The sequence below is a fragment of the Nonomuraea sp. NPDC049309 genome, from assembly GCF_043196965.1.
GTDB lineage: Bacteria > Actinomycetota > Actinomycetes > Streptosporangiales > Streptosporangiaceae > Nonomuraea > Nonomuraea fastidiosa.
Genome location: NZ_JBICSH010000011.1, coordinates 1 through 18,272 on the forward strand (window position 1 = coordinate 1; position 18,272 = coordinate 18,272).

The following is an 18,272-nucleotide window of genomic DNA, read 5'->3' on the forward strand; positions in this document are numbered from 1 at the left end:
TTCCACGCGGCGTCGAGCAACGCGAAGTCCGCTCAAGCTCTGCTGAACCACACACCAGCCGGGTGGAAGCAGTCAGTCCTGTCGTACATGCTGACTGACCGCCTCGGCGCGTTCCACTTCCACGGCAACACCGACCCGTTCGCAGAGGCGCTGCGCAAGGCGACGACGGGAAAGGACTCGGTATCTCTGTCCCTGACCACTGAGGCTCTGAACACCCTCAAGGTGCACGCCGACAAGGTGTTCCGGCCGGATGACAACGACCGGCTCACCATTGCCGACCGCAAGCTGTACGACGAGTTGAGCTTCCTCAGGCGGCCTGTCGGCAGCGCCCTCGCCTCGCATATCGATCAGGTGTACGGCACCTACATCACCAAGTCCGAAGGGTTCGACGGCTTGAGCAAGGCCGAGCTGGATCGCCTGCTGGTGCTGGTGAGCAGCGATAGAGACGCCGCGGTCGAGCTTCAGGCCGCCGAAGCGGCTCGTGTAGTCGATCGGGTCAACGACCATTACCCGACCAGCGGCGACAAGGGGATCAAGGAGCAGCTCATCCCCGAGGCCAAGGTGTTCGGCCACCTGGTGGAAGCACGCAGGCTGGCTCTACTGGCCAACGCTTGGGACGAGGAGCAGACGAAGAAGGATGTGAAAGACACGCTGAATTCCGCGTTCGCGCTGTTCACTTCGCCCATCGGCGGCCTCGGCACGAAAGTCGCGGGAGAACTCGGCGGGCTGGTCGGCGGGAAAGGCGCCGAGGTCGCGTTCGACAAGCTCTCGGCCTACATCGTCAATCGCATGATTCAGACCAGTGTCACCTCAGGCGAGGCTCTGCGTACCGCCGCCGATCAGAATGAAATGGTTGACTGGTTGATGCAGAGTGCTGTCATCAGTGCGAGGATCGCTACGGGCGAGTGGTCAGAAGAGGCTATGAGGGACGCCAAGGGCTCCACTTATGTCACCGACGATCAGCCGCCGAAGCTCAAACCCATCCATGAAATCATGGCCGACCCCAAGACGTTCGACGACTTCATGGAATGGGCACGTCGGCATTCCGCCATCGAGAGCACCTCGAACGAGTTGGCCAACACTGTGCGCACAGCCCGCGATAAAACGCACGACAACCTCAACATCACTGGATATTGATATGCCATCTCGAATAGTCCGACCGTCTCGCGGCGCAGTCGTCGGCTTGGCACTGTTCCTCGCGCTGATTGCCGGCTGCACCGACGCCGATCCTGCACCTTCGCCCAGCCCAGAGGCCACGGCTTCGATCAGTCCGGTTGTGGACTCCTCACCCTACTGGTGCGACTTCCTTCCTCAGCAGGCAGTCCGGGAGATCACCGGCCTCGATGTGGCGATCGAGGAGCGTAAGACCGGCGTACCTACGACCCACGGGCAATGCGCGCTTCGCAATGACTATGACCGGCTTTCTCTCCTGTGGTCGATAAGAGACGGCGACAACGTCCTGGACACCGCACGCGAGAACTTCGGCGAACACCAACTAGCGGCTCTCCCGAAAGACCTCGGCACTGGACTTATTGCTTATACCGAGCGTATGCCACGCACGAGGCCGTACTACACGATGATGCTGTTCCGATGCGGAGACAAGCGACCGTGGATCAGTGTGGACCTGTCCGAAGTGAGGAATGGGCGAGACCCCGTGAGTGATTTGACGCAGTTGCTCACTATCGCCCGGAAACGTTACGGGCAGCTGCACAAATGTACACCCGAGCCAGCCTAACCAAGTGGAAGTGGCCCGGCGTCCGGTGTAAAACCGATCGAGGCAATCACCTTGGCAACCAGGGTTGCCGTACAACGCTTCTGAAACGCTCGTCTACCCGGGACGGGACACCACATTGCAACTCACAACCGCACAGGGCTGACCCATGCCGATCTTTCCAAACGGCGCAGCCCGTTCCATCGTCGCGCACGACCGCTCGCTCGAACTCTTCGCCAACCGCTTCGAGCTCACCCGCCACGTCGTCACCCTCATCAACGACGACCCACCACCCGAACGGATCCTCTACCTCCACGGCCTCGGCGGCAACGGCAAATCACTCCTCCTCCGCCACCTCGAAAAACGCTCCTGCCTGCGCACCGACCGCTGGGAGGACATCCGTGACGCCGACGACACCGAACTGCTCGACCGCCTCGCCGAACACGGCCGCCCCGTCCCGGTGGCCAGGATCGACTTCGGCGCGCGGCCGGCGGGCGAGAACCGGCCTCAGGAGGCGTTCTCCGGGCTGTTCATGCTCAAGCGCCAGCTCGCCCGGCACCGCATCGCCACCCCGCGCTTCGATTTCGCCGCCATCACCTACCTGCACAAGCTCGGCTTCGACATCGCCCACCGGATCCCCGAGCTGTTCCCCCGCAGCGAAGTCGACATCGCCCTCGACATCGCCGACGCCATCCTCACCCTGCCGATCCTGCGCGTCGGCCACCACCTGCTGCAGCTGCTCAACTCGCGCCTGGACGAGACCTTCACCCGCCGCCGCATGCGCCGCCGCCTCTCCCACGAAGACGCCGACCACATCCTCAGCCTCGTCCCCGAACCCGACCTGCTCCACGAACTACCGCGCTTCTTCGCCCAGGACCTGAACGAGGCCACCGCCGACCACGCCCGGATCGTGCTGCTCTTCGACACGCATGAGGCGTTCTACGGCGAAGCCATCGGTGACGCCGACAGCCTCATCCACGCCGACAAACTCATGCGCGATGAATGGCTGCGCTGCCTGCTCGGCCACCTCGACCTCGGCGCCGGAATCATCGCCATCGTCGCCGGCCGCACCCGCCCACCATGGCCCAACGCCCCCGTCTACCCCATCCCCGACCAGTACATCGACCACCGCCTCGTCGGCCATCTGACAACAGCCGACGCCACCCAGTACCTCACCCTCGCCGGCATCACCGACCCGGCAACCCACGAGGCACTGATCAGCTACGCCTCCACCGCGCCCAACGAGGTACACCCTTACTTCCTGGGCCTGTGCGCCGATGTGGCCCTGGCCGCCGGCCCCCGCCTCAACCCCGGCGACTTCGCAACCCCGATCGACAAAGAGCGCGACCTAGCCAGCCGACTCCTGCAATACACACCGGCTGAGGCCGAGTACGGCATCCTCGCCGTCAGCGCCTGCCGCGCCTTCACCGCCGAAACCTTCCACCACCTCGGCCAGGCCCTCGACTTCCCCTGCGACCGCAGCGCCTTCGCCAAACTGACGGCGTACTCCTTCATCTCCCCCATCCGAGGCGGCACGGCCAGCGGCACCGGCGCGTACACCATGCACTCCATCCTCCGGCGCTCCCTGCAACGCGTGCGCCCGGACGAGATCCGTAAAGCCCACGAGGTCCTGGCCCGGCACTACGGCGAGCGCGAGGAGTTCACCGCCGAGCTGGAAGCCGCCTACCACCTCAGCCACCTCGACTCCAGCGAAGGAGTCGCGGCCTGGGTCGCGCTGATGGACCGCAGCCTGGCCACCGGCCGCTTCGACCGCTGCCGTGCCCTGGCCACCCTCCTCAGCGACCTGCGCATCGACAGCGACGAGGACAAAGGCCGCTGCCTGTACCGGGTCGCCCGCGCCCACCTCGGCCTCGGCAACTGGGCCCAAGCCGAAGCCCTCATCGACGGCCTGCCCTTCAGCTCCGCCCACGCCGTCCTCGTCCGCGCCGAAGTGGCCTTCTGCCGCGGCGACTTCGACCACGCCGAACACCTCGCCCAAGCAGCACTCGCCCTCACCGGCGACGACGCCCGCGAAGGCTTCCTGTTCCGCCTCGCCGAAATCGAGCTCTACCGGGGACGCTTCGCCTCCGGCCGCCGGCACGCCACCGAAGGCATGAACACCTCCGCAGACCCGGCGCCCTGGCTCAAGCTCCTGGGCGAGATCGAGTACTTCTCCGGCAACGTCGAACGAGCCCACACCCTCATCAACCAAGCCCTGCAGGACGTGGCAGCACGCCCCGCCCACCAGCGCGACCGAGCCCTGTACGCCGGCCTCCTCCAAGACGCCGCCCTCGTCGCCGAAGCCACCGGCACCTGGCAGACCGCCCTCGACAGCCAGACCGAAGCCCTCGCCATCCGCAAAGCCTCCGAAGACGCCCGCGGCATCGCCCAGTCCCTGCACGGCCTCGGCAAGGCCCACTGCGGCCTCGGGCAGACCAGGCAAGCCGCACACGCCCTCGCCGAAGCCGGCCGCATGGCCCGCGACCTCGGCGACGGCCTCCTGGCCGCCAAAGTCACCCACAGCGAAGCCGACATCCGCCGCGCCGAGAGCGACCACACCGGCGCGTGGGGCCTGACCGTGAAGGCATTGCGAGAGTTCGAGCACCACGGCACCCCGTACGACGTCGCCTCCGCCTGCCTCTCCCTGGCCCGCCTCGCCCCACCGGGCCGCAAACGCATCCAGTACGCCGACCGCGGACGCCGCGCCATCGTCTGGGGCGGCTTCGGCGTCCTCACCCAGCTCTTCCCGGACCAGATGACCCCGCCCGCACACCGCATCCTCAACGGCCTGATCGGTTTCTGCTGCGGAGACGCCCTCGGCGTCCCCTACGAAGGCAGACCACCGCAGGACATCCACCTCACCGACACGCTCCCCACCCGGGACGACTGGCCGCTCGGCAGTACGTCCGACGACACCGAGCAGCTCATCCTGCTCGCCCGCAACCTCATCGACACCGGCGGCTCAGAGACGGCCTTCCTCCAAGCCCTGGCCACGGCCCTGCCGACCATGCGCGGCGCCGGCCCCACCACCCGCAGAGCCGTGGAACGCTTCGCAGCCACCGGAGCAACAACGGCCGAGGGCGGCGCCACCAACGGCGCCATGATGCGCGTGCTCCCCATCGGCTGGGCCACACCCGCCACGGAGACGGCCCGCCGTCGCGACCTGGCCGTACGCATGACGAAGACCACCCACGCCGACCCACGCGCCATCGCCACCGCCTGCGCCGTAGCAGCGATGGGATCGTGGGCCCTGGAAAACTGCCCCACCGAGGACCTCATCACCATCGCCCGCGAAGAACTGGACCACTTCGAGAGCCCCATGCCCACAGACTGGGCACCCGGCCCGGACGGCGTGACCCTCGACGTCATGGACACCTTGGGCGCGATCCTCCACGTCCTGCGTCTCCACGACGAACCGGTAGAAGCCATGCGGTACGCGGTCGGTCTAGGTGGGGACACTGACACCGTGGCTGCAATCGTCGGAGGCATCCTGAACTGCCGCCAGGACGCGGCGAACATCCCTTGGACATCGCAAGTCGCGCTTCCGCCAGAGCTGGACACCCTCGCCGAAGGGCTGCGCGCCATGCGGCAGGCCGCATATGGCTGACTTCTGGATCATCGGCCCCATCGCCTGGGACCTGGCGCTATACGTCGATCGCATCCCGCCCAGTGGCCATTTCGTCCAGGCGAGCGAGAGCGTCGAACGCCCGGGCGGCACCGGAGCCAATGTCGCCATCGCACTCAGCCGAGCCGGAGGCCGCGTCCACATGGTGGGTTACGTCGGGGACGACGCCGCCGGCCGCAACATGACGACGACTCTCACAGAGGCCGGGGTCAACGTCGACCACGTCCAGCTCCTACCAGGCCATACATCCTCAGTGGTCCTGCTCATCGAACCCGATGGCGAACGCACGATCATCGGCATCCACCCCGACCTGCTCCACACCATCACGATCCCCGTCAACGAGGTCTCCCCCGGCGACATCGTCTACTTCGCCGCCTGGCACGCCCCCTTCACCGCCCCCGCCCAGACCATGGCAGCCGCAGGAGCCCTCGTCACCAGCGTCCCCCCAGGCACAACCCCCGCCATGCGCTACCTGATCGGCTCCCGCAACGACTTCACCACCATCCCCGAGGACGCCACCGCCATCGTCACCGAAGGGGCCGGCGGCGTCACCGTCCACTCCTCCGGCCAGCGCACCCACTACCCCGCCATCCCCACCACAGCAGTGGACGTCACAGGAGCAGGCGACGCCTTCGCCGCCGGCTTCCTCTGGGAACTGGCCCAAGGACGCCCCCTCGCCGAAGGCGTGAAGCTGGGCCTTTCCTGGGCCGCGACTACCGTTCGGACGAAGTCGTCCATGCCGAACACGGGCCTGTAGCTATCCCAGCAGCACGTGGCATGCCCGGTTGCGGATCCGCTGCTCGGGCCGGGACGGCGGGAACATCTGGTCGCACCTGTTGCCGAACATCGAAAGCCTGCGCGGCGCGCGGTGAACGTGCCGACGTGCCTCGGCCCGCTTGGGACGGTGCACCCGGTGCTGCTGTCCCCCACGACTCCTCACCGGAGGCGGGAGCGGACGACGCACGGCTGGTGCGGCTCGTCGCCGATGCTTCCTGTCCTGTTTCGCAGCCTTAGGTGGACGCGGCCGGGCCTTCGCCTTCGCGGAGGGCGGCGGTGTTCGGGGAGGCGCGCTGGAAGGCGGGGAGGTCGGAGACGGCGTAGGCGTCGTCACCGGGGCCTCCGCAGTGGGCATCGCGGCGGTTGCTTTCTGCGGCGAGGAGCCGTTGGCCTGCCATGAGATCGACCAGACGCCGGCGCTGATGCACCCGAGCAGCCCGGCGACGATCACGGCCCTCGGCAGCCGCAGACGCCGGCCGCGAGGACCGGGCGGGGTCGGCGTGGCGTACCGTCTCCAGCTGAGCGAGTCGGACAAGGCGGTGGACCGGCGCCGGTCACGCATCGGCAGTCCGTACGGCGGGCGCCCCACGCGGCGCGGCTCTTCGGAGGTTCTCGGATCGCTGGTCATGGTCCTCCTCTCGCTGCCCGTGCACGTCAGCGTGGCCCAGCACGACGGGCACCTGTGGGAACGACTCGGGTATCGAAGGTCAAGGCCCCGGCCGGACCGGGGCCAAAACTGGTGAGAACGGGATCAGCCGTTCAGAGCATTGTGGATCTTGCCGTTGATCCGGTCCTGCTGCCCGTCGATGCATTTGGCATAGACCCGCAGGAGGACGTCGACGCTGTGACCGGCGCGCTTGGCGACCTCGACGGCCGGGACTCCGGCGTTGAGCCAGAGCGAGACGGCCGCGTGACGCAGGTCGTACGGGCGGGCGGCCAGCGACGAGGCGACCTGCTCCGGCGTGAGGGCGAGCCTCCGTGCCTCCTGCCAGACGTAGGAGTGCGCCGAGCTGGAGTAGGTGCCGCCGGTGCTCGTATGGAAAATGCGCCCGTCGTCGGCGGTGCCGTACGTCGCGATGTGCTCCCGCAGCATCGTGACGAGGACGGGCGGGATCGGGATCTCGCGCGTCTCCCTGTCGGCGCGGTGCTTGAGGCTGCGCGACTCGTGGGTCTCGCCGGAGTTGGTCCACCGTTTCGTGCCCTGCGGCCGGGCCTTCTCCAGCACGATCAACCCCCATCCCTCCTTGGGCAGCGTGCAGTTCCGCAGCCGCAGGTCGGCGGCCTCCTCCGGCCGGAGCGCCGCGTAGTACATGCAGGCGAACATCGCCTTGAGCCGCGCCCCTCGCTTGCGGCCGACCTTGGCCACGGCCTGCAGAAGCATCCGGGCTTGAGCCGGATTGACGACGGTGCGGGGATCGACGGAGGTGACCGCCTTTGGCACGTTCCATTTGATGCCGTCGAGCGGGTTGCTGCTGAACACCTTCTGCTCCACCGCATGCTCCAGCAGGTGATGCAGGACGGCTCGCTTTCGGCGCACCGTGTTCGCCCCTGCCGGGGTTCCGGAGAACGTGACCGTGATGGCATCGAGCGCCCTGCGCAGCACGTCCGCCTCCCCCAGCGCCGACAGAGGCAAAGACGCTCCTTCCAGCCAGCGCAACGCCGCGGCTTGCGACGGGTTCAGCGGGACGCGCCTGCTCTCCGGAAGGAGGGCGTGGATGCGCAGCACCTCGCGCAGTGCCTCGTCGGCGGGGCGGTACGGAGCGTCCTCGACCAAAGCGGGGATCAGCGTGAGCAGCGCGTACGCGTCTGTCTCGCGGGTCCGGGCCGCCGAGGAGTTCCAGCGCCGCAAGACGTACGCCTGCCCGAACTCCAGGAACGACGGCCCCTCCGGCTCGGCCGCCAGCATCGACACCGGCAGGCCGGTGGCGACGTCGAACTCCTCCCCTGCCTTCGCCGCCTGCCACAGGTCCGACATGAAGGCGTTGGCCAGCCCCTTGGTGCGGAAGCTCTTCGACCTCTGCTTGCCGGCCACCCGCCAGCGGGCGATGAACGAGCTGGCCCGGTCGGTGCGCTGCTGGACCTGGTCGAGCTTGACGTCGTACGTGGTCTTCACTTTCCCTCCCGCCGCGCGTTGAGCCAGGTCATGAGGTCGCTCCGCCAGATACGGAGCTCGTGGTTGGGAAGCTGGACGCAGGCCGGTGCCTGGCCGAGCTCCCGCCAGCGGTAGAAGGTGCGGCGAGAAACCCCGCCCAGTTCGGCGCAGACCTCCGGGACGGTCATCAGCCGGTCGTTCCTGGTCATCGAGGACCACCACCCACGCTCGGTAGGGGGACGCCGGTCAGCGCCGCCGCCAGGAGTTGCTCGCCCAGGGACAGGCCCTGTCCGGCGTACTGCCAATGCGCGACCACCAGGACGGTGTCCTCATCGAGGAGCGGCAGGCGCCCGGTGGTGATCTCCTCCGTACGCCGGTGCTCCTCGCGGGCAGCCCGCAGAGCGCCCAGGGTGGTGGAGTACCGGCGGCTCTTGGTGGAGAAGTGACCGCGGAAGCCGAGCATGTGAGCCCAGTGAGTGAGCCTCAGGTCGGCCAGCGCGACGTCGCTGCCCAGGCGCATGCAGGCGGCGATCAGGCGGCGGGCGTGGTCGCGAACGGGAAGGGCGTCGAGGTCGTCGAGCGGCTGGACGCGGCGGTCCAGGGTGCCGACGCATTCGGCAGCCTTGGTGGCGTACTTGGCGATGTACGCGGCCACGGCCTGCTCGGTGAGGTCGCCGTCCAGGCTGATACGGCGGATGTCGAGCTGCGTCCCCCAGCGGAAGGTCCGGCCCAGCGGTTTGACCTCCGCCGTCACGACGGCTGCCGCGTGACGGGCGGCCTCCTCAAGGGAGTCAGTCCAAGGTGGTGGCGGTGAGCTGGGCCCGTCCGGGCCGTCGAGGCGGATGACGGCGTGGAAGTGGACGACGCCGCGACGCTGGTATTCGGCGACCTTGGCGAACGCGATTCCGGCGTACTCGCCGAGCGCTTTGACGGTCAGGCCGTTGAGCCGGGCGAAGCGGCGGCGCAGCGCGAGCGTGAAGCGCCGCCACAGCTCGGGACTGATCGCGTTGAACAGGACCGAGCCGTCGTAGTCGTAGCAGTCCGGGCAGAGCGGTTCGCCCAGGCAGGGATCGTCGGCGCGGTGCCGTTGAGTGCAGGACATCGCCCGGCCGTGCGGGCAGGTCCCGGCGTCGCGGCGGGCGTGGCAGGGCAGGACCTTGCCGTTGTTCTCCCGTCGCGTGTGGACGGCTCCGAAGGACGGTGCGGTGAGGGTGATGAATAGGCACGGGTGCGTGCTGACCGTCTCCGGCACGCCCTTGCCGCCGACGAGGCCGGCCCGGATGAGCTGGTAGGTGTCGGCGCGGTAGACCTCGGCGCAGGCCGGGCAGCGGGAGGCGCGGCGGGTTTTGCAGGGCACGCGCAGGACGCCGTTCGGCTCGTGAAGGGTGCTGTATCGGTGCAGGAGGCGGCCGGTCGCGCGGTCGTAGTGCTCGACCTTGCCACGCAGGTGGATCGGCTGGCGGCAACCGCCGGCGCGCTTGATCTGGCGGGCCCAGCGGCTGAATTCTGGGTCGTGAAGCCGGGCGATCATCCCGGCGATGGCGTGTGGGTGGTGCAAGATGGATCCGTCCTATCCGGATGAGATCTGGATGGGGATGGCCCCTCACCTGGCGCGGAACTTGGCGGTTGTGTGGCCAGGTGAGGGGTTCTTCGGCTATGCGCCGTGGTTGTCGATGCCGGTGCCGGTGCAGTCGGCGCAGGTTTGGTCGTCGTAGAGGCCGGTGCCGTTGCAGGTGCAGCAGCGGCCGCGCGTGACGGGTTCTTCAGCGGTCATCGGTCACTGGTCCTTGCGCGGGCTGATCGTCAGATAGATGCGGTACTGCCGGGCCCGATGGCGGGCGGGGTAGGCGCGCGACATGGACGTGACGGTGAAGAGCTGCCGGAGGTGGATCATGCCGAGGGTGAGTTCGGCTCGGCTGCCTTCGAGGCGGATGCGCATGATGCTGTCCCCCTAGAGGTTGTCGATCTGGATGGACTCGCGGTAGCTGTCGACGGCGGCGTGGCGGGCACGCGCGGCGGCGAGGATGGCGGTGAACTCGTACCGGACCGGCCCGAACTCGATGGCCGTCTTGTAGTGGCCGTACGGCGTGAGGTCGGGGTCGATCTCGGTGCCGAGCAGGGCGGCGACCCGATCGACCTCGGCGCGCATCTCGTCGTCCGGTCCCTTGGCCGGGAAGGCATGGGCGATGACCGGGAACGGCAGGGGCAGCTCGGGCTCGGCCTTGAGGAGGCCGGCCAGGGCGATGAGGCCGGCGATGAGGGTGTCTCGGTCGTTCTGCATGGTGATCTGGCCTTTCATGTGGTGTGCAGGGTGTGGAGGAGGTCGGTGGCGAGCTGGTCGGACACGCCCAGGCGGGCGCGGAGCGCGTCCCGGGTGATCGCCTTGCCGTGCTCGGCGGCGACCCGGCGGGCGAAGTCGACGAGTGCGGGTGACGGTCCGGGCCGCTCGTCCTGGCCGGTGTCGAGGGCGGGACGATCAGGGGCGGGTACGGCTGGTGGCGCCGTCTCAGGGGCCTGGACCGGCGGAGCGGTGTCAGCGCCCGACGCCCGGCGTTCGAGCATCGAGACGGCGACGAGGAAGGCGGCCGGTGGTGTCGCGGCGGTGATCCAGCCCCAGACGGTCGGTTCGGCTTGGGCGAGGTTGGCGGCGAGTGACAGGACGATTCCTCCGGTCAGGACGAGGACGGGCCAGGAGATCGGGCCACGCCGGGCGCGGCCGGTCTTCTTGTCGCGCTGGCGTTCGCGGGCGGCCATGACGCAGGTCAGCTCGATGCAGACGGCCACGGCCCAGGCCATCCAGCCGGACTGGCCGTGCTCGCGGGCGGTGTCGCGGATGTGGGTGAACGAGCCCGCCCCGGCGATGACCGCCAGGACCAGAACGGGGCCGGTGTCGATGAGCCAGCGGGCCAGGCATCGCATCGGCCTCACGCCTTCCGCGGGTTCGGGATGGAGTCGAGGAAGTCGGCGAGGTCGGCGTCGCTCATCGGGGCGGCATTGCCGGAGACGAGGTCCTCCCATGACGGGGCCAGCTCGGCGTACGCGGTGGCGGCGTGTTCGGCGTCCTGCTCGCTGACGTAGAAGGAGCGGGCGCGGTACCACTGGCCGTCCTGCGAGGCGACGATCGCGACGCCCGGAGTCTCGGCGGGGATGGCCCGCGCCGAGGCGAGGGCGGCGGGGTCGAGGTCGCCGAGGGTCATGGTGGCGGTCTCGGGATCGTTGACCCGGTGGCAGATCCGCCCGGAGCACTGCGCGCGCAGGGCGGTGACGCCGGGACCGAGGTCGGAGCCGATGCGCTGCCCGGAGCAGAACAGGTAGATCCCGAACGCCCTTCCGAGCTGCGCGACCCGCAGGAGCGCGGTGGAGGTCCTGGCGACCTCGTCCTTCTCGCTCTTGTCGGCCATCAGATACAGCTCGGCCAGCTCGTCCACCAGGACCACGACGGGTGTGGGGCGCTGCTCGTCCGGCAGTTGCCAGATGTTGCGGGCGCCGGCCTCGCGGCACACGGCCATGCGGCTGGTCATCAGGCTGACAAGGTCGTCGAGGAGCGTGACGGACTCGGCCCTCGTGGTGGCCAGCGCCGAGAGCCTCGGCCCGTACGGCGTCAGCTCCACACCGCCTTTGAGGTCGAAACCGACCAGAGCGACCGGTTGCGGGGCGAGGCCCTGTACCAGGACGTTCGCGAGGTTGGACTTGCCGGACTGCGTGGCACCGGCGTTGAGCCAGTGCGGGACGGTCCTGAAGTCGATCACCCACGGCCCGCCGGTCTCCAGCCTGCCTACGATGACCTTGAGCAGTTCGGGCGAGGCGGGCACCGTATCGACCCGGACGAGCGGATCCCGCACTGTGGCGGCCAGGACGACGCGCCCGGGTCGCGGCGAGGAGACGCGAACGGCATGGACGCCCCAGGAGTGCGCCAGCCGTTCGGCGGCGTTCGCATAGTCGGCCGGGATCTGTCCTTCGAGGGTGTGGACGGTGACCCGCCATCCGTGCCGGGTCGGCTTGGGCAGCCACATGAACGGCCTGGTGTCCACGGCCACGCGCTGGAACCTGCGCCTGACCCGTACGACGCCGGTCGAGGCGACCATCCCCGGCACGGTGGTGAACCAGAAGCACTGCCGCTTCTTGGTCAGCCCGCAGCCGAGGGCGACCTTGCGCCAGGTGGCCCACACGCTGATCGCAGCGAGCGGGAAGGCGACCACCAGCCAGTACGACCGGTAGTGCCAGCGGCGCCAGGCCCAGAGCCCGGCCGCCGCAGCGGCCAGGACTCCGAGCACCAGGGAGAGCGTGTCAGACACGGAGGGGCTCCCCCGTGTCGGCCGGGACGATCGTGTCGGCGCGGTACGAGATGCCCCACCGGCCGGCCATCTCCCACACGTAGCCGACGAGGCCGGTCGGGTTGACCTGCTGGCCGGCGGTGATGGGCGGCTCGCCCGAGGTGCCGATCCTGACGAGCTCGATCCGGCCGAACTCGTCCTCGACCGACACGGTCACCTCGTACACGGTGTTGCCGTTCTTGTCGGTCTTGATCTCGCCCGTGTCCTTGTTGAGGAGCCGCGGCTTGGGCGACTTCACGCAGGTGATCACGAGCTTGGAGGTGTCGACAGGGATAGGGATAGTGCGCATGAGAGCTGATCTCCTTGAGTCAATGTTCTAGATACAAAGATACCTAGGTATCTAGACTTCGAAACTGAGTTAGCTGGTGGGAGCCCCAAGTTTCCCGAACCATTGCCCAGAGACCTAGGCACCTAGAACCGCTACTGTGGAGGTATGGCAACCACCGACCGGCGCCGGCCCTACCTGAGGATCGCCGACGACATCCGCCGCGACATCGCATCAGGCCGGTACGCGGTCGGCGAGCGCCTCCCGGTGGCCCGCGAGCTGGCCGACAAGTACGGCGTCGCCATGATGACCATCGGCAACGCCCTGGCCGTCCTCCGCGATGAAGGACTCATCGAGACCCGCCAGGGCGCCGGCAGCTTCGTCAGCCGTACACCCGACGACGACACCGCCGCCGGCACCACTCCGGGCGGATACAGCGAAGAGTTCCGCATCATCTCCGAGCAGCTACGCGAGATCCGCGAGCACGTGGAGAAGCTGACGATCAGGTTGGACGAGCTGGACGCTCGGACTCGCCCTGATCGAGACGAGAAGTGATCCTGCTTGCACGGCGCTGAAGCTCGGCCAGGTCCGCCGCGAGTTCTGCCAGCTCGCGGAGCAAGACCTGCCTTTCCATCTCACTGAGACCCACGAGTTGCTTCCCCGTTCGTGAAGGCAGGCCGCCGAAGCGACCCCGGGTTACCTGACGGGTGGGGATTCGGCCCACCACTGCGGTGAGCCGCGTTGTCGAGGCCGAGCATCCCGCCCACCGCCTCGGCGGGCATGATGCTGTCGTGCCGTCGGATGTCCAGCCCGTACGCCGGCGGCTCCCCCGATACCGCCGACGTCTCCTCCGGCCGGGCGCGAGGAGGCATCACTCGGCGCCCTTGAGACCGTCCTCTTCCTTGTGGGTGAGCGTCGCGGATCGCGCCGTACGCGTCTCCGCCGTCATGAACGAGTACACCGCGCGGCCTCGCCGGCCCGCACGGACCTTCGCCGCCGCGTCGACCTCAGCCTGCACCTGAGCGAACGACGGCGAGAGGAGCGTTTCCAGCACTTCCCCCGATACGTTGTTGACCGCCGTGGCCCCAAGCCACGGGCTACCTTCCGGCGACGACACGGAGCGCACCCGTCCAGCCGTAGCCTTGTCCCGCACCGCCGGGACCAGTCGATGCTTCATGCTCTTGCCGAGCACCCTGGACCTTCTCCTCACAGCTCGCAACCGCGCGACCGGGCGGTTGTGCGTACAGCGAGGACAGGACCTTGCAGGGCCAATCGCAACTCCTTGCGCGAGCTTGTCGGTACGCCAGAGTAACGGTTCGGCTACATTCCGCAGTTCCCGTGTTTTCGCAGCTCAGAGCCGCGGCTATGAGTCGGGAGGCAGATGAGCCACCCCCCGATAGCACCCCAAACGCGGCAATTACCGACACTCCCCCGCACCGACAAAGGGGCTACATCGCCGCAATGATCGCACCGATGAGCCTCTGCTGTGATTCACATCACATTGGCTCGCAAGCGAGGTCTTGCACCCACAGACGACCTCCGGGCGTCACCTGGCCTCACCGGTCATGAGCCGCTGCCACAGAAGCTGCGCCTCGGAAACCCTCACCCAAGGACTGTCCGCTATGACCACTGCAGCGCCCGTACGGTCATAGCGCCTGACGAACCCGCGCCCGCCGGCCACGCACTGCTCGAAGAACACAGGCACACAGTCGCAGGTGTACGCGCGTACGCGGACACTGCCCGCCCGCTTCTGCTTCCGCCCCCACTGGACCGGAACCGCGTCGGGACGAGGCGGGACGGGGTGCACGCCGTAACACTCACCGAACTCAGCCATCAGGCCACCACCCTTCGCGCGCCCACATCCGCGCCCGCCGACCGGACGTCCAAGAGCCACGGATACAGAGAGGGCGTTGGTGAGCGAGCATCGGACGTCAGCCGTGCAGCGCGCTCTAGCGGGACCCGCCTGGGAGCGCGCGAGATACCCCACCCGGAGGGGCTCGCGGCCGTCGCTCACCAACGCCATACCCTGAGGCTACCAAGCCTGTAAGTACCTGTCCACACCATGCAGCTCCATGGAACTGCGTGATCCGGTAAGAAGGGCCGTGAAACGCCCTCCTACTCTCATATCGTGGCCAGATATGTCGAGCACACGCGCACCTGGGTCTTCGACGAGGACCGCTCCCGCTGGGAACAGATCCTTGAGGTCCTGCTTGAGCGCATCGACTCGGCCGAGTGGGGGCCGAAGTTCAAGATCTCCGAGGTCAAGCTGATGGAGGAGTTCGGCGTCTCCCGCCCCACCATACGTAAGGCCATGGAGCGGCTGAGGGCCGCCGACAAGATCTACACCGTCCCCAACCTCGGCAGCTTCGTCAAACCCCACGACCAGGCCGGCGAAAGCACCCCGTCCAGCGACGCCAAGAGCTGAGCGAGACATGGCAGCTGTGAAGGCAGCCACGCCGATAGCCGTGCCCCCGCCGCATCGACAACCGCTAAGACAGCTACTCGACCGCAGCCACGGCTATAGGGCCACGGAACCGCAGGTCAGAGCCCTCACACCTTCGAACACAAGATCGCTCGATGAGGACTTTCTTCACGACTTCAAGGGCAGCCCGCCTCCGGCGGCCTGCCGCGCGCTGGGCGGTCGCTGGCCGCGCTGCGGCTCTCCGGCCGGTCGCGGCCAGCGCCGCCGCGCGACACAGGGGTCAACCCTGGAGCACCGATCCACATCTTCACGCTGCCCGCCGGAAAACCCGGGACGGTCCGCTCTCACGTCCGGAGGACGTCAATCGCTAGCCTGTTGGCCACAACGGCATGTTGATTGAAAACGCCATAGTTGAACCTGCTTAACCACATCTGCGCGTCCACTTCGGAACCGCAAGTGCTCACGATTTGCTGGGGAGGTTCCGAACCGCCAAAGCCGCCCTAATGTGCCAATAACGGACACTATCGCACGAGTCTTTTGACTACTCTTCGTTATCAACACAGCTCGGAAAGGGTGGCATCCCGGCTCAAGGGCCGGGCCTCATTGCAACCTATACACGCCATCTCCGAAGAGGGTGTCCGCCGTGGCATCCCGGCTCAAGGGCCGGGCCTCATTGCAACGCCGCCGGCCTGCGGGTCATCGCCGCCACGGTCCTGGTGGCATCCCGGCTCAAGGGCCGGGCCTCATTGCAACCTCGGGCTGCGGGGCGGGCGGCACAAACTCCGAAGTGGCATCCCGGCTCAAGGGCCGGGCCTCATTGCAACTCCCAGGTCATCCCAACTTTGACGTGCACGAAGAGGTGGCATCCCGGCTCAAGGGCCGGGCCTCATTGCAACGTTGGGGCGTGGCCGCAGGTGACTGGCTATGTCCTGTGGCATCCCGGCTCAAGGGCCGGGCCTCATTGCGGCACGATGCGCGACAAGCCGACGTCGCGCCCGACCCGGTGGTGGCATCCCGGCTCAAAGGCCGGGCCTCATTGCGGCCGGAACGTGCCCGAACTGATCCGGATGTACCGGGTGGTATCCCGGCTAAAGAGCCGGGCCCCATTGGGGCATTCGTGAAAGCCAGTTGAAGGACTGTAGGCGGAGCTCCCGACGTCCGACCCAACCATATGCCGAGTAGGGGGCGATCTCGACGTTTACTTGCCCCCAATCGCAGCTCGTCACGAGCAACTTCGCGGAGCTGGGAGGATGAGGCGGCGCAGCGACTTGGCAGGGCCGGCACCGTTCGCGAGGTACACGAATTCCATTCACAAACAGCGCGCACGTCCATGCTGTAGCTCCGAAACCCGAATTTCTTCTTACCCCTAAACAAGCGGTACTTCTGAGCCCTTGGCGTTCGCGTGCGACTTAAGCAACATCCACAAGGCGTGGGGAGTACTTCTTTCCGAAAAGCCTGCGCGATCTTTCTGGATTCGGCTACTGTCCGGATCAGCCTAATAGGACGATTGGAGGTGATCTGCATGCGGCTTACCCTTACAACCAGGCGTAGGCGTATCACGCTTGTACTGGCGAGAAGGCCTGGTCGATGAGCAGATGAGCAGGCTCCGACTGGCGTCATCAGCCGGAGCCTGCCAGGTGGGGCGCCGCGAACCAGGCTTCCCCACCTTCACCACTGTAGATGAAGCGTTCTCCGCGTTATCGAGCGCGGTCTCATTGCGGTTGAGCCCCTGGAGTACGGGTTCGCCATCCAGAAGTTTCTTCCGCAGGCAACGGCTGCGGCCTCGTTTCATGCGCAGGGGCGCAGAAATGTCGGTGCCGCCTGCCATTCTTTTCCCGCACTCGGAAGCCCCGGTGGCAAGGAGGTACCTGGAATGAGCACGAGCCTGGCGGCGCAGCTGGTGGCGGCCATAGGCGAGGACAGGGCTCACACTGCCGTGGTAGTGCGCGCCATCTATCAACCTGTGGGCGGCGCGGGCAATTCGGTGATGCCGCCGACGTTCCCGCTTGAGGAGCGGGAGCGGGATCTGACCAAGAAGTACCTCATAGCCGATCGTCTCGTCGATGGAGAGGTGGTGAAGACCGTCACCATCGATCAGGAGCAGTCGCAGGCCAATCGGGTGGAGGAGGCGCTGCGTGATGCCCGGGACAGCGGGCGGATCGAGCTGCCCATGTTGGAGCTGCGGGCGCCTACCTCTCATGGGGAGGTCCGCATCACCTCGTTCGACGCCCCTCACCGCTACGCCGACGCGTACTGGCGCGACTCGATGATCGACGGGGTCCGGTTCGACAAGAGCCCCATCGGACAGCGGCTGCGAAGTGTAGGCGCTGCCGATGCCCGGCCATTGTTCGAGCGTGAGCCCGCTTCGTTGATCTTCGGGGCGTGGGACTCTCACCGTAAGGGCCGCTGGCCGAAGTTCGCGCGCCTGTACACGGCGATCATGTTCGGGGTCGGCCCGGTCTTCGGCGCCCGGCGGGGTGGCCGGCTGGATCCTCTCAATCTCACCGGAGCGGTGGACAGCAAGGAAAAGGCCGAGAACGACTGGCAGTACGTGGCCGAAGGAGCGAAGAAGAGCGGTCAGAAGCTCAGCGAGATCGGCCATGGCAACATCGCTCCTAACCCTGTTCCCGGCGGCGTGACGGTTCGGGAGATCCGCCGTCTGGCGAGCATTTCGCTCGCCGGGGTGGAGAGGCTGCGCTTCGGGGACGTTTCGCCTGAGGCCGCTACGACCGCTCGTGCGGCCTTGGTCGCCCTGGCCCTGGCCGGGGATCGGCTGGCGTTCGCCCGTCCCTCGGTGTGGCTGCGTTCGGGCTGTGACCTGGCCAAGATGAGTGAGGAGATCGGGCTGGAACGCCCCGGTGGTGGCTTGGAGCCTCTGGACGTTTCCGTGTCCGCCGCCATCGATGCCTTCCACGAGCTGAAGGCGTCGGCGGCCAAGCTGGGTGTGGAGATGGCAACCGACGTGGTCTCGGTGACACCGATCCCGTCGCTTCAGAAGGCGATCGAGGCCACCGTCGCGCACGCCGCTTCTGACGAGGGCTGAGCC

The 18,272-nt window shown here is 67.5% G+C and carries 17 protein-coding genes and 1 CRISPR repeat array; of the genes, 7 read left to right on the forward strand and 10 right to left on the reverse strand.

All coding sequences use genetic code 11. The features are described from left to right. The 4 genes from ACGFIM_RS38515 to ACGFIM_RS38530 all read left to right on the forward strand — a co-directional run. A partial coding sequence (locus tag ACGFIM_RS38515) for a hypothetical protein (protein ID WP_393211549.1) occupies positions 1 to 1,137 on the forward strand: 1,137 nt, incomplete at its 5' end. Positions 1,138 to 1,183: 46 nt separating this feature from the next. Then, on the forward strand, positions 1,184 to 1,735 hold the full coding sequence (locus ACGFIM_RS38520; RefSeq protein WP_393211552.1) for a hypothetical protein: 552 nt from the start codon (positions 1,184 to 1,186) through the stop codon (positions 1,733 to 1,735). Between the two features lie 145 nt (positions 1,736 to 1,880). Next, positions 1,881 to 5,318, forward strand: a complete 3,438-nt coding sequence (locus ACGFIM_RS38525; protein WP_393211555.1) for an ADP-ribosylglycohydrolase family protein — start codon at positions 1,881 to 1,883, stop codon at positions 5,316 to 5,318. Further along, positions 5,311 to 6,093 (forward strand): carbohydrate kinase family protein, encoded by a 783-nt coding sequence (locus ACGFIM_RS38530; RefSeq protein WP_393211558.1) that lies wholly within the window; start codon positions 5,311 to 5,313, stop codon positions 6,091 to 6,093. The genes ACGFIM_RS38525 and ACGFIM_RS38530 overlap by 8 nt, the downstream gene beginning before the upstream one ends. A 253-nt stretch (positions 6,094 to 6,346) precedes the next feature. On the opposite strand, the gene ACGFIM_RS38535 is transcribed toward ACGFIM_RS38530, so the two are convergent. The 9 genes from ACGFIM_RS38535 to ACGFIM_RS38575 form a co-directional block, all read right to left on the reverse strand. Then, positions 6,347 to 6,511 carry a hypothetical protein gene (locus tag ACGFIM_RS38535; protein ID WP_393211561.1) on the reverse strand — a complete coding sequence of 55 codons (165 nt, stop codon included), beginning with the start codon at positions 6,509 to 6,511 and terminating at the stop codon, positions 6,347 to 6,349. A gap of 353 nt (positions 6,512 to 6,864) precedes the next feature. After that, on the reverse strand, positions 6,865 to 8,226 hold the full coding sequence (locus tag ACGFIM_RS38540; protein WP_393211564.1) for a tyrosine-type recombinase/integrase: 1,362 nt from the start codon (positions 8,224 to 8,226) through the stop codon (positions 6,865 to 6,867). Further along, the gene (locus ACGFIM_RS38545; RefSeq protein WP_364068058.1) at positions 8,223 to 8,414 is read right to left on the reverse strand and encodes a helix-turn-helix domain-containing protein; all 192 of its coding nucleotides are present in this window, start codon (positions 8,412 to 8,414) and stop codon (positions 8,223 to 8,225) included. The genes ACGFIM_RS38540 and ACGFIM_RS38545 overlap by 4 nt, the downstream gene beginning before the upstream one ends. Further along, positions 8,411 to 9,736 carry a replication initiator gene (locus tag ACGFIM_RS38550; RefSeq protein ID WP_393211630.1) on the reverse strand — a complete coding sequence of 442 codons (1,326 nt, stop codon included), beginning with the start codon at positions 9,734 to 9,736 and terminating at the stop codon, positions 8,411 to 8,413. Before ACGFIM_RS38550 ends, ACGFIM_RS38545 begins: the two co-directional genes overlap by 4 nt. 246 nt (positions 9,737 to 9,982) lie before the next feature. Further along, entirely contained in the window at positions 9,983 to 10,144 is a 162-nt protein-coding gene (locus ACGFIM_RS38555) for a hypothetical protein (protein ID WP_364068061.1), read from the reverse strand. A 12-nt stretch (positions 10,145 to 10,156) separates the two neighbouring features. Then, positions 10,157 to 10,504, reverse strand: a complete 348-nt coding sequence (locus tag ACGFIM_RS38560; RefSeq protein WP_393211568.1) for a hypothetical protein — start codon at positions 10,502 to 10,504, stop codon at positions 10,157 to 10,159. Next, the gene (locus tag ACGFIM_RS38565; RefSeq protein WP_393211571.1) at positions 10,501 to 11,124 is read right to left on the reverse strand and encodes a DUF2637 domain-containing protein; all 624 of its coding nucleotides are present in this window, start codon (positions 11,122 to 11,124) and stop codon (positions 10,501 to 10,503) included. Before ACGFIM_RS38565 ends, ACGFIM_RS38560 begins: the two co-directional genes overlap by 4 nt. A gap of 5 nt (positions 11,125 to 11,129) precedes the next feature. Further along, a complete protein-coding gene (locus ACGFIM_RS38570) occupies positions 11,130 to 12,500 on the reverse strand; it encodes an FtsK/SpoIIIE domain-containing protein (RefSeq protein WP_393211574.1) in 1,371 nt (456 codons plus the stop codon). Further along, entirely contained in the window at positions 12,493 to 12,828 is a 336-nt protein-coding gene (locus ACGFIM_RS38575) for a hypothetical protein (protein ID WP_364068065.1), read from the reverse strand. The genes ACGFIM_RS38570 and ACGFIM_RS38575 overlap by 8 nt, the downstream gene beginning before the upstream one ends. Positions 12,829 to 12,972: 144 nt before the next feature. On the opposite strand from ACGFIM_RS38575, the gene ACGFIM_RS38580 reads away from it, so the two are divergent. Further along, on the forward strand, positions 12,973 to 13,359 hold the full coding sequence (locus ACGFIM_RS38580; protein WP_364068066.1) for a winged helix-turn-helix domain-containing protein: 387 nt from the start codon (positions 12,973 to 12,975) through the stop codon (positions 13,357 to 13,359). A gap of 316 nt (positions 13,360 to 13,675) precedes the next feature. Here ACGFIM_RS38580 and ACGFIM_RS38585 read toward each other — a convergent pair whose 3' ends face one another. Further along, positions 13,676 to 13,996 carry a hypothetical protein gene (locus ACGFIM_RS38585; protein ID WP_364068067.1) on the reverse strand — a complete coding sequence of 107 codons (321 nt, stop codon included), beginning with the start codon at positions 13,994 to 13,996 and terminating at the stop codon, positions 13,676 to 13,678. Between the two features lie 936 nt (positions 13,997 to 14,932). Between ACGFIM_RS38585 and ACGFIM_RS38590 the strand changes: the two genes are divergently transcribed. Next, complete coding sequence (locus tag ACGFIM_RS38590; RefSeq protein WP_364068068.1) at positions 14,933 to 15,229, forward strand: winged helix-turn-helix domain-containing protein; 297 nt, start codon at positions 14,933 to 14,935, stop codon at positions 15,227 to 15,229. Between the two features lie 570 nt (positions 15,230 to 15,799). Next, positions 15,800 to 16,336: direct repeats of the CRISPR family, unit length 34 nt; unit sequence GTGGCATCCCGGCTCAAGGGCCGGGCCTCATTGC. A 763-nt stretch (positions 16,337 to 17,099) separates the two neighbouring features. Next, on the forward strand, positions 17,100 to 18,269 hold the full coding sequence (gene cas7u / locus ACGFIM_RS38595) for a type I-U CRISPR-associated RAMP protein Csb1/Cas7u (protein ID WP_393211580.1): 1,170 nt from the start codon (positions 17,100 to 17,102) through the stop codon (positions 18,267 to 18,269). Positions 18,270 to 18,272 lie beyond the last annotated feature (3 nt).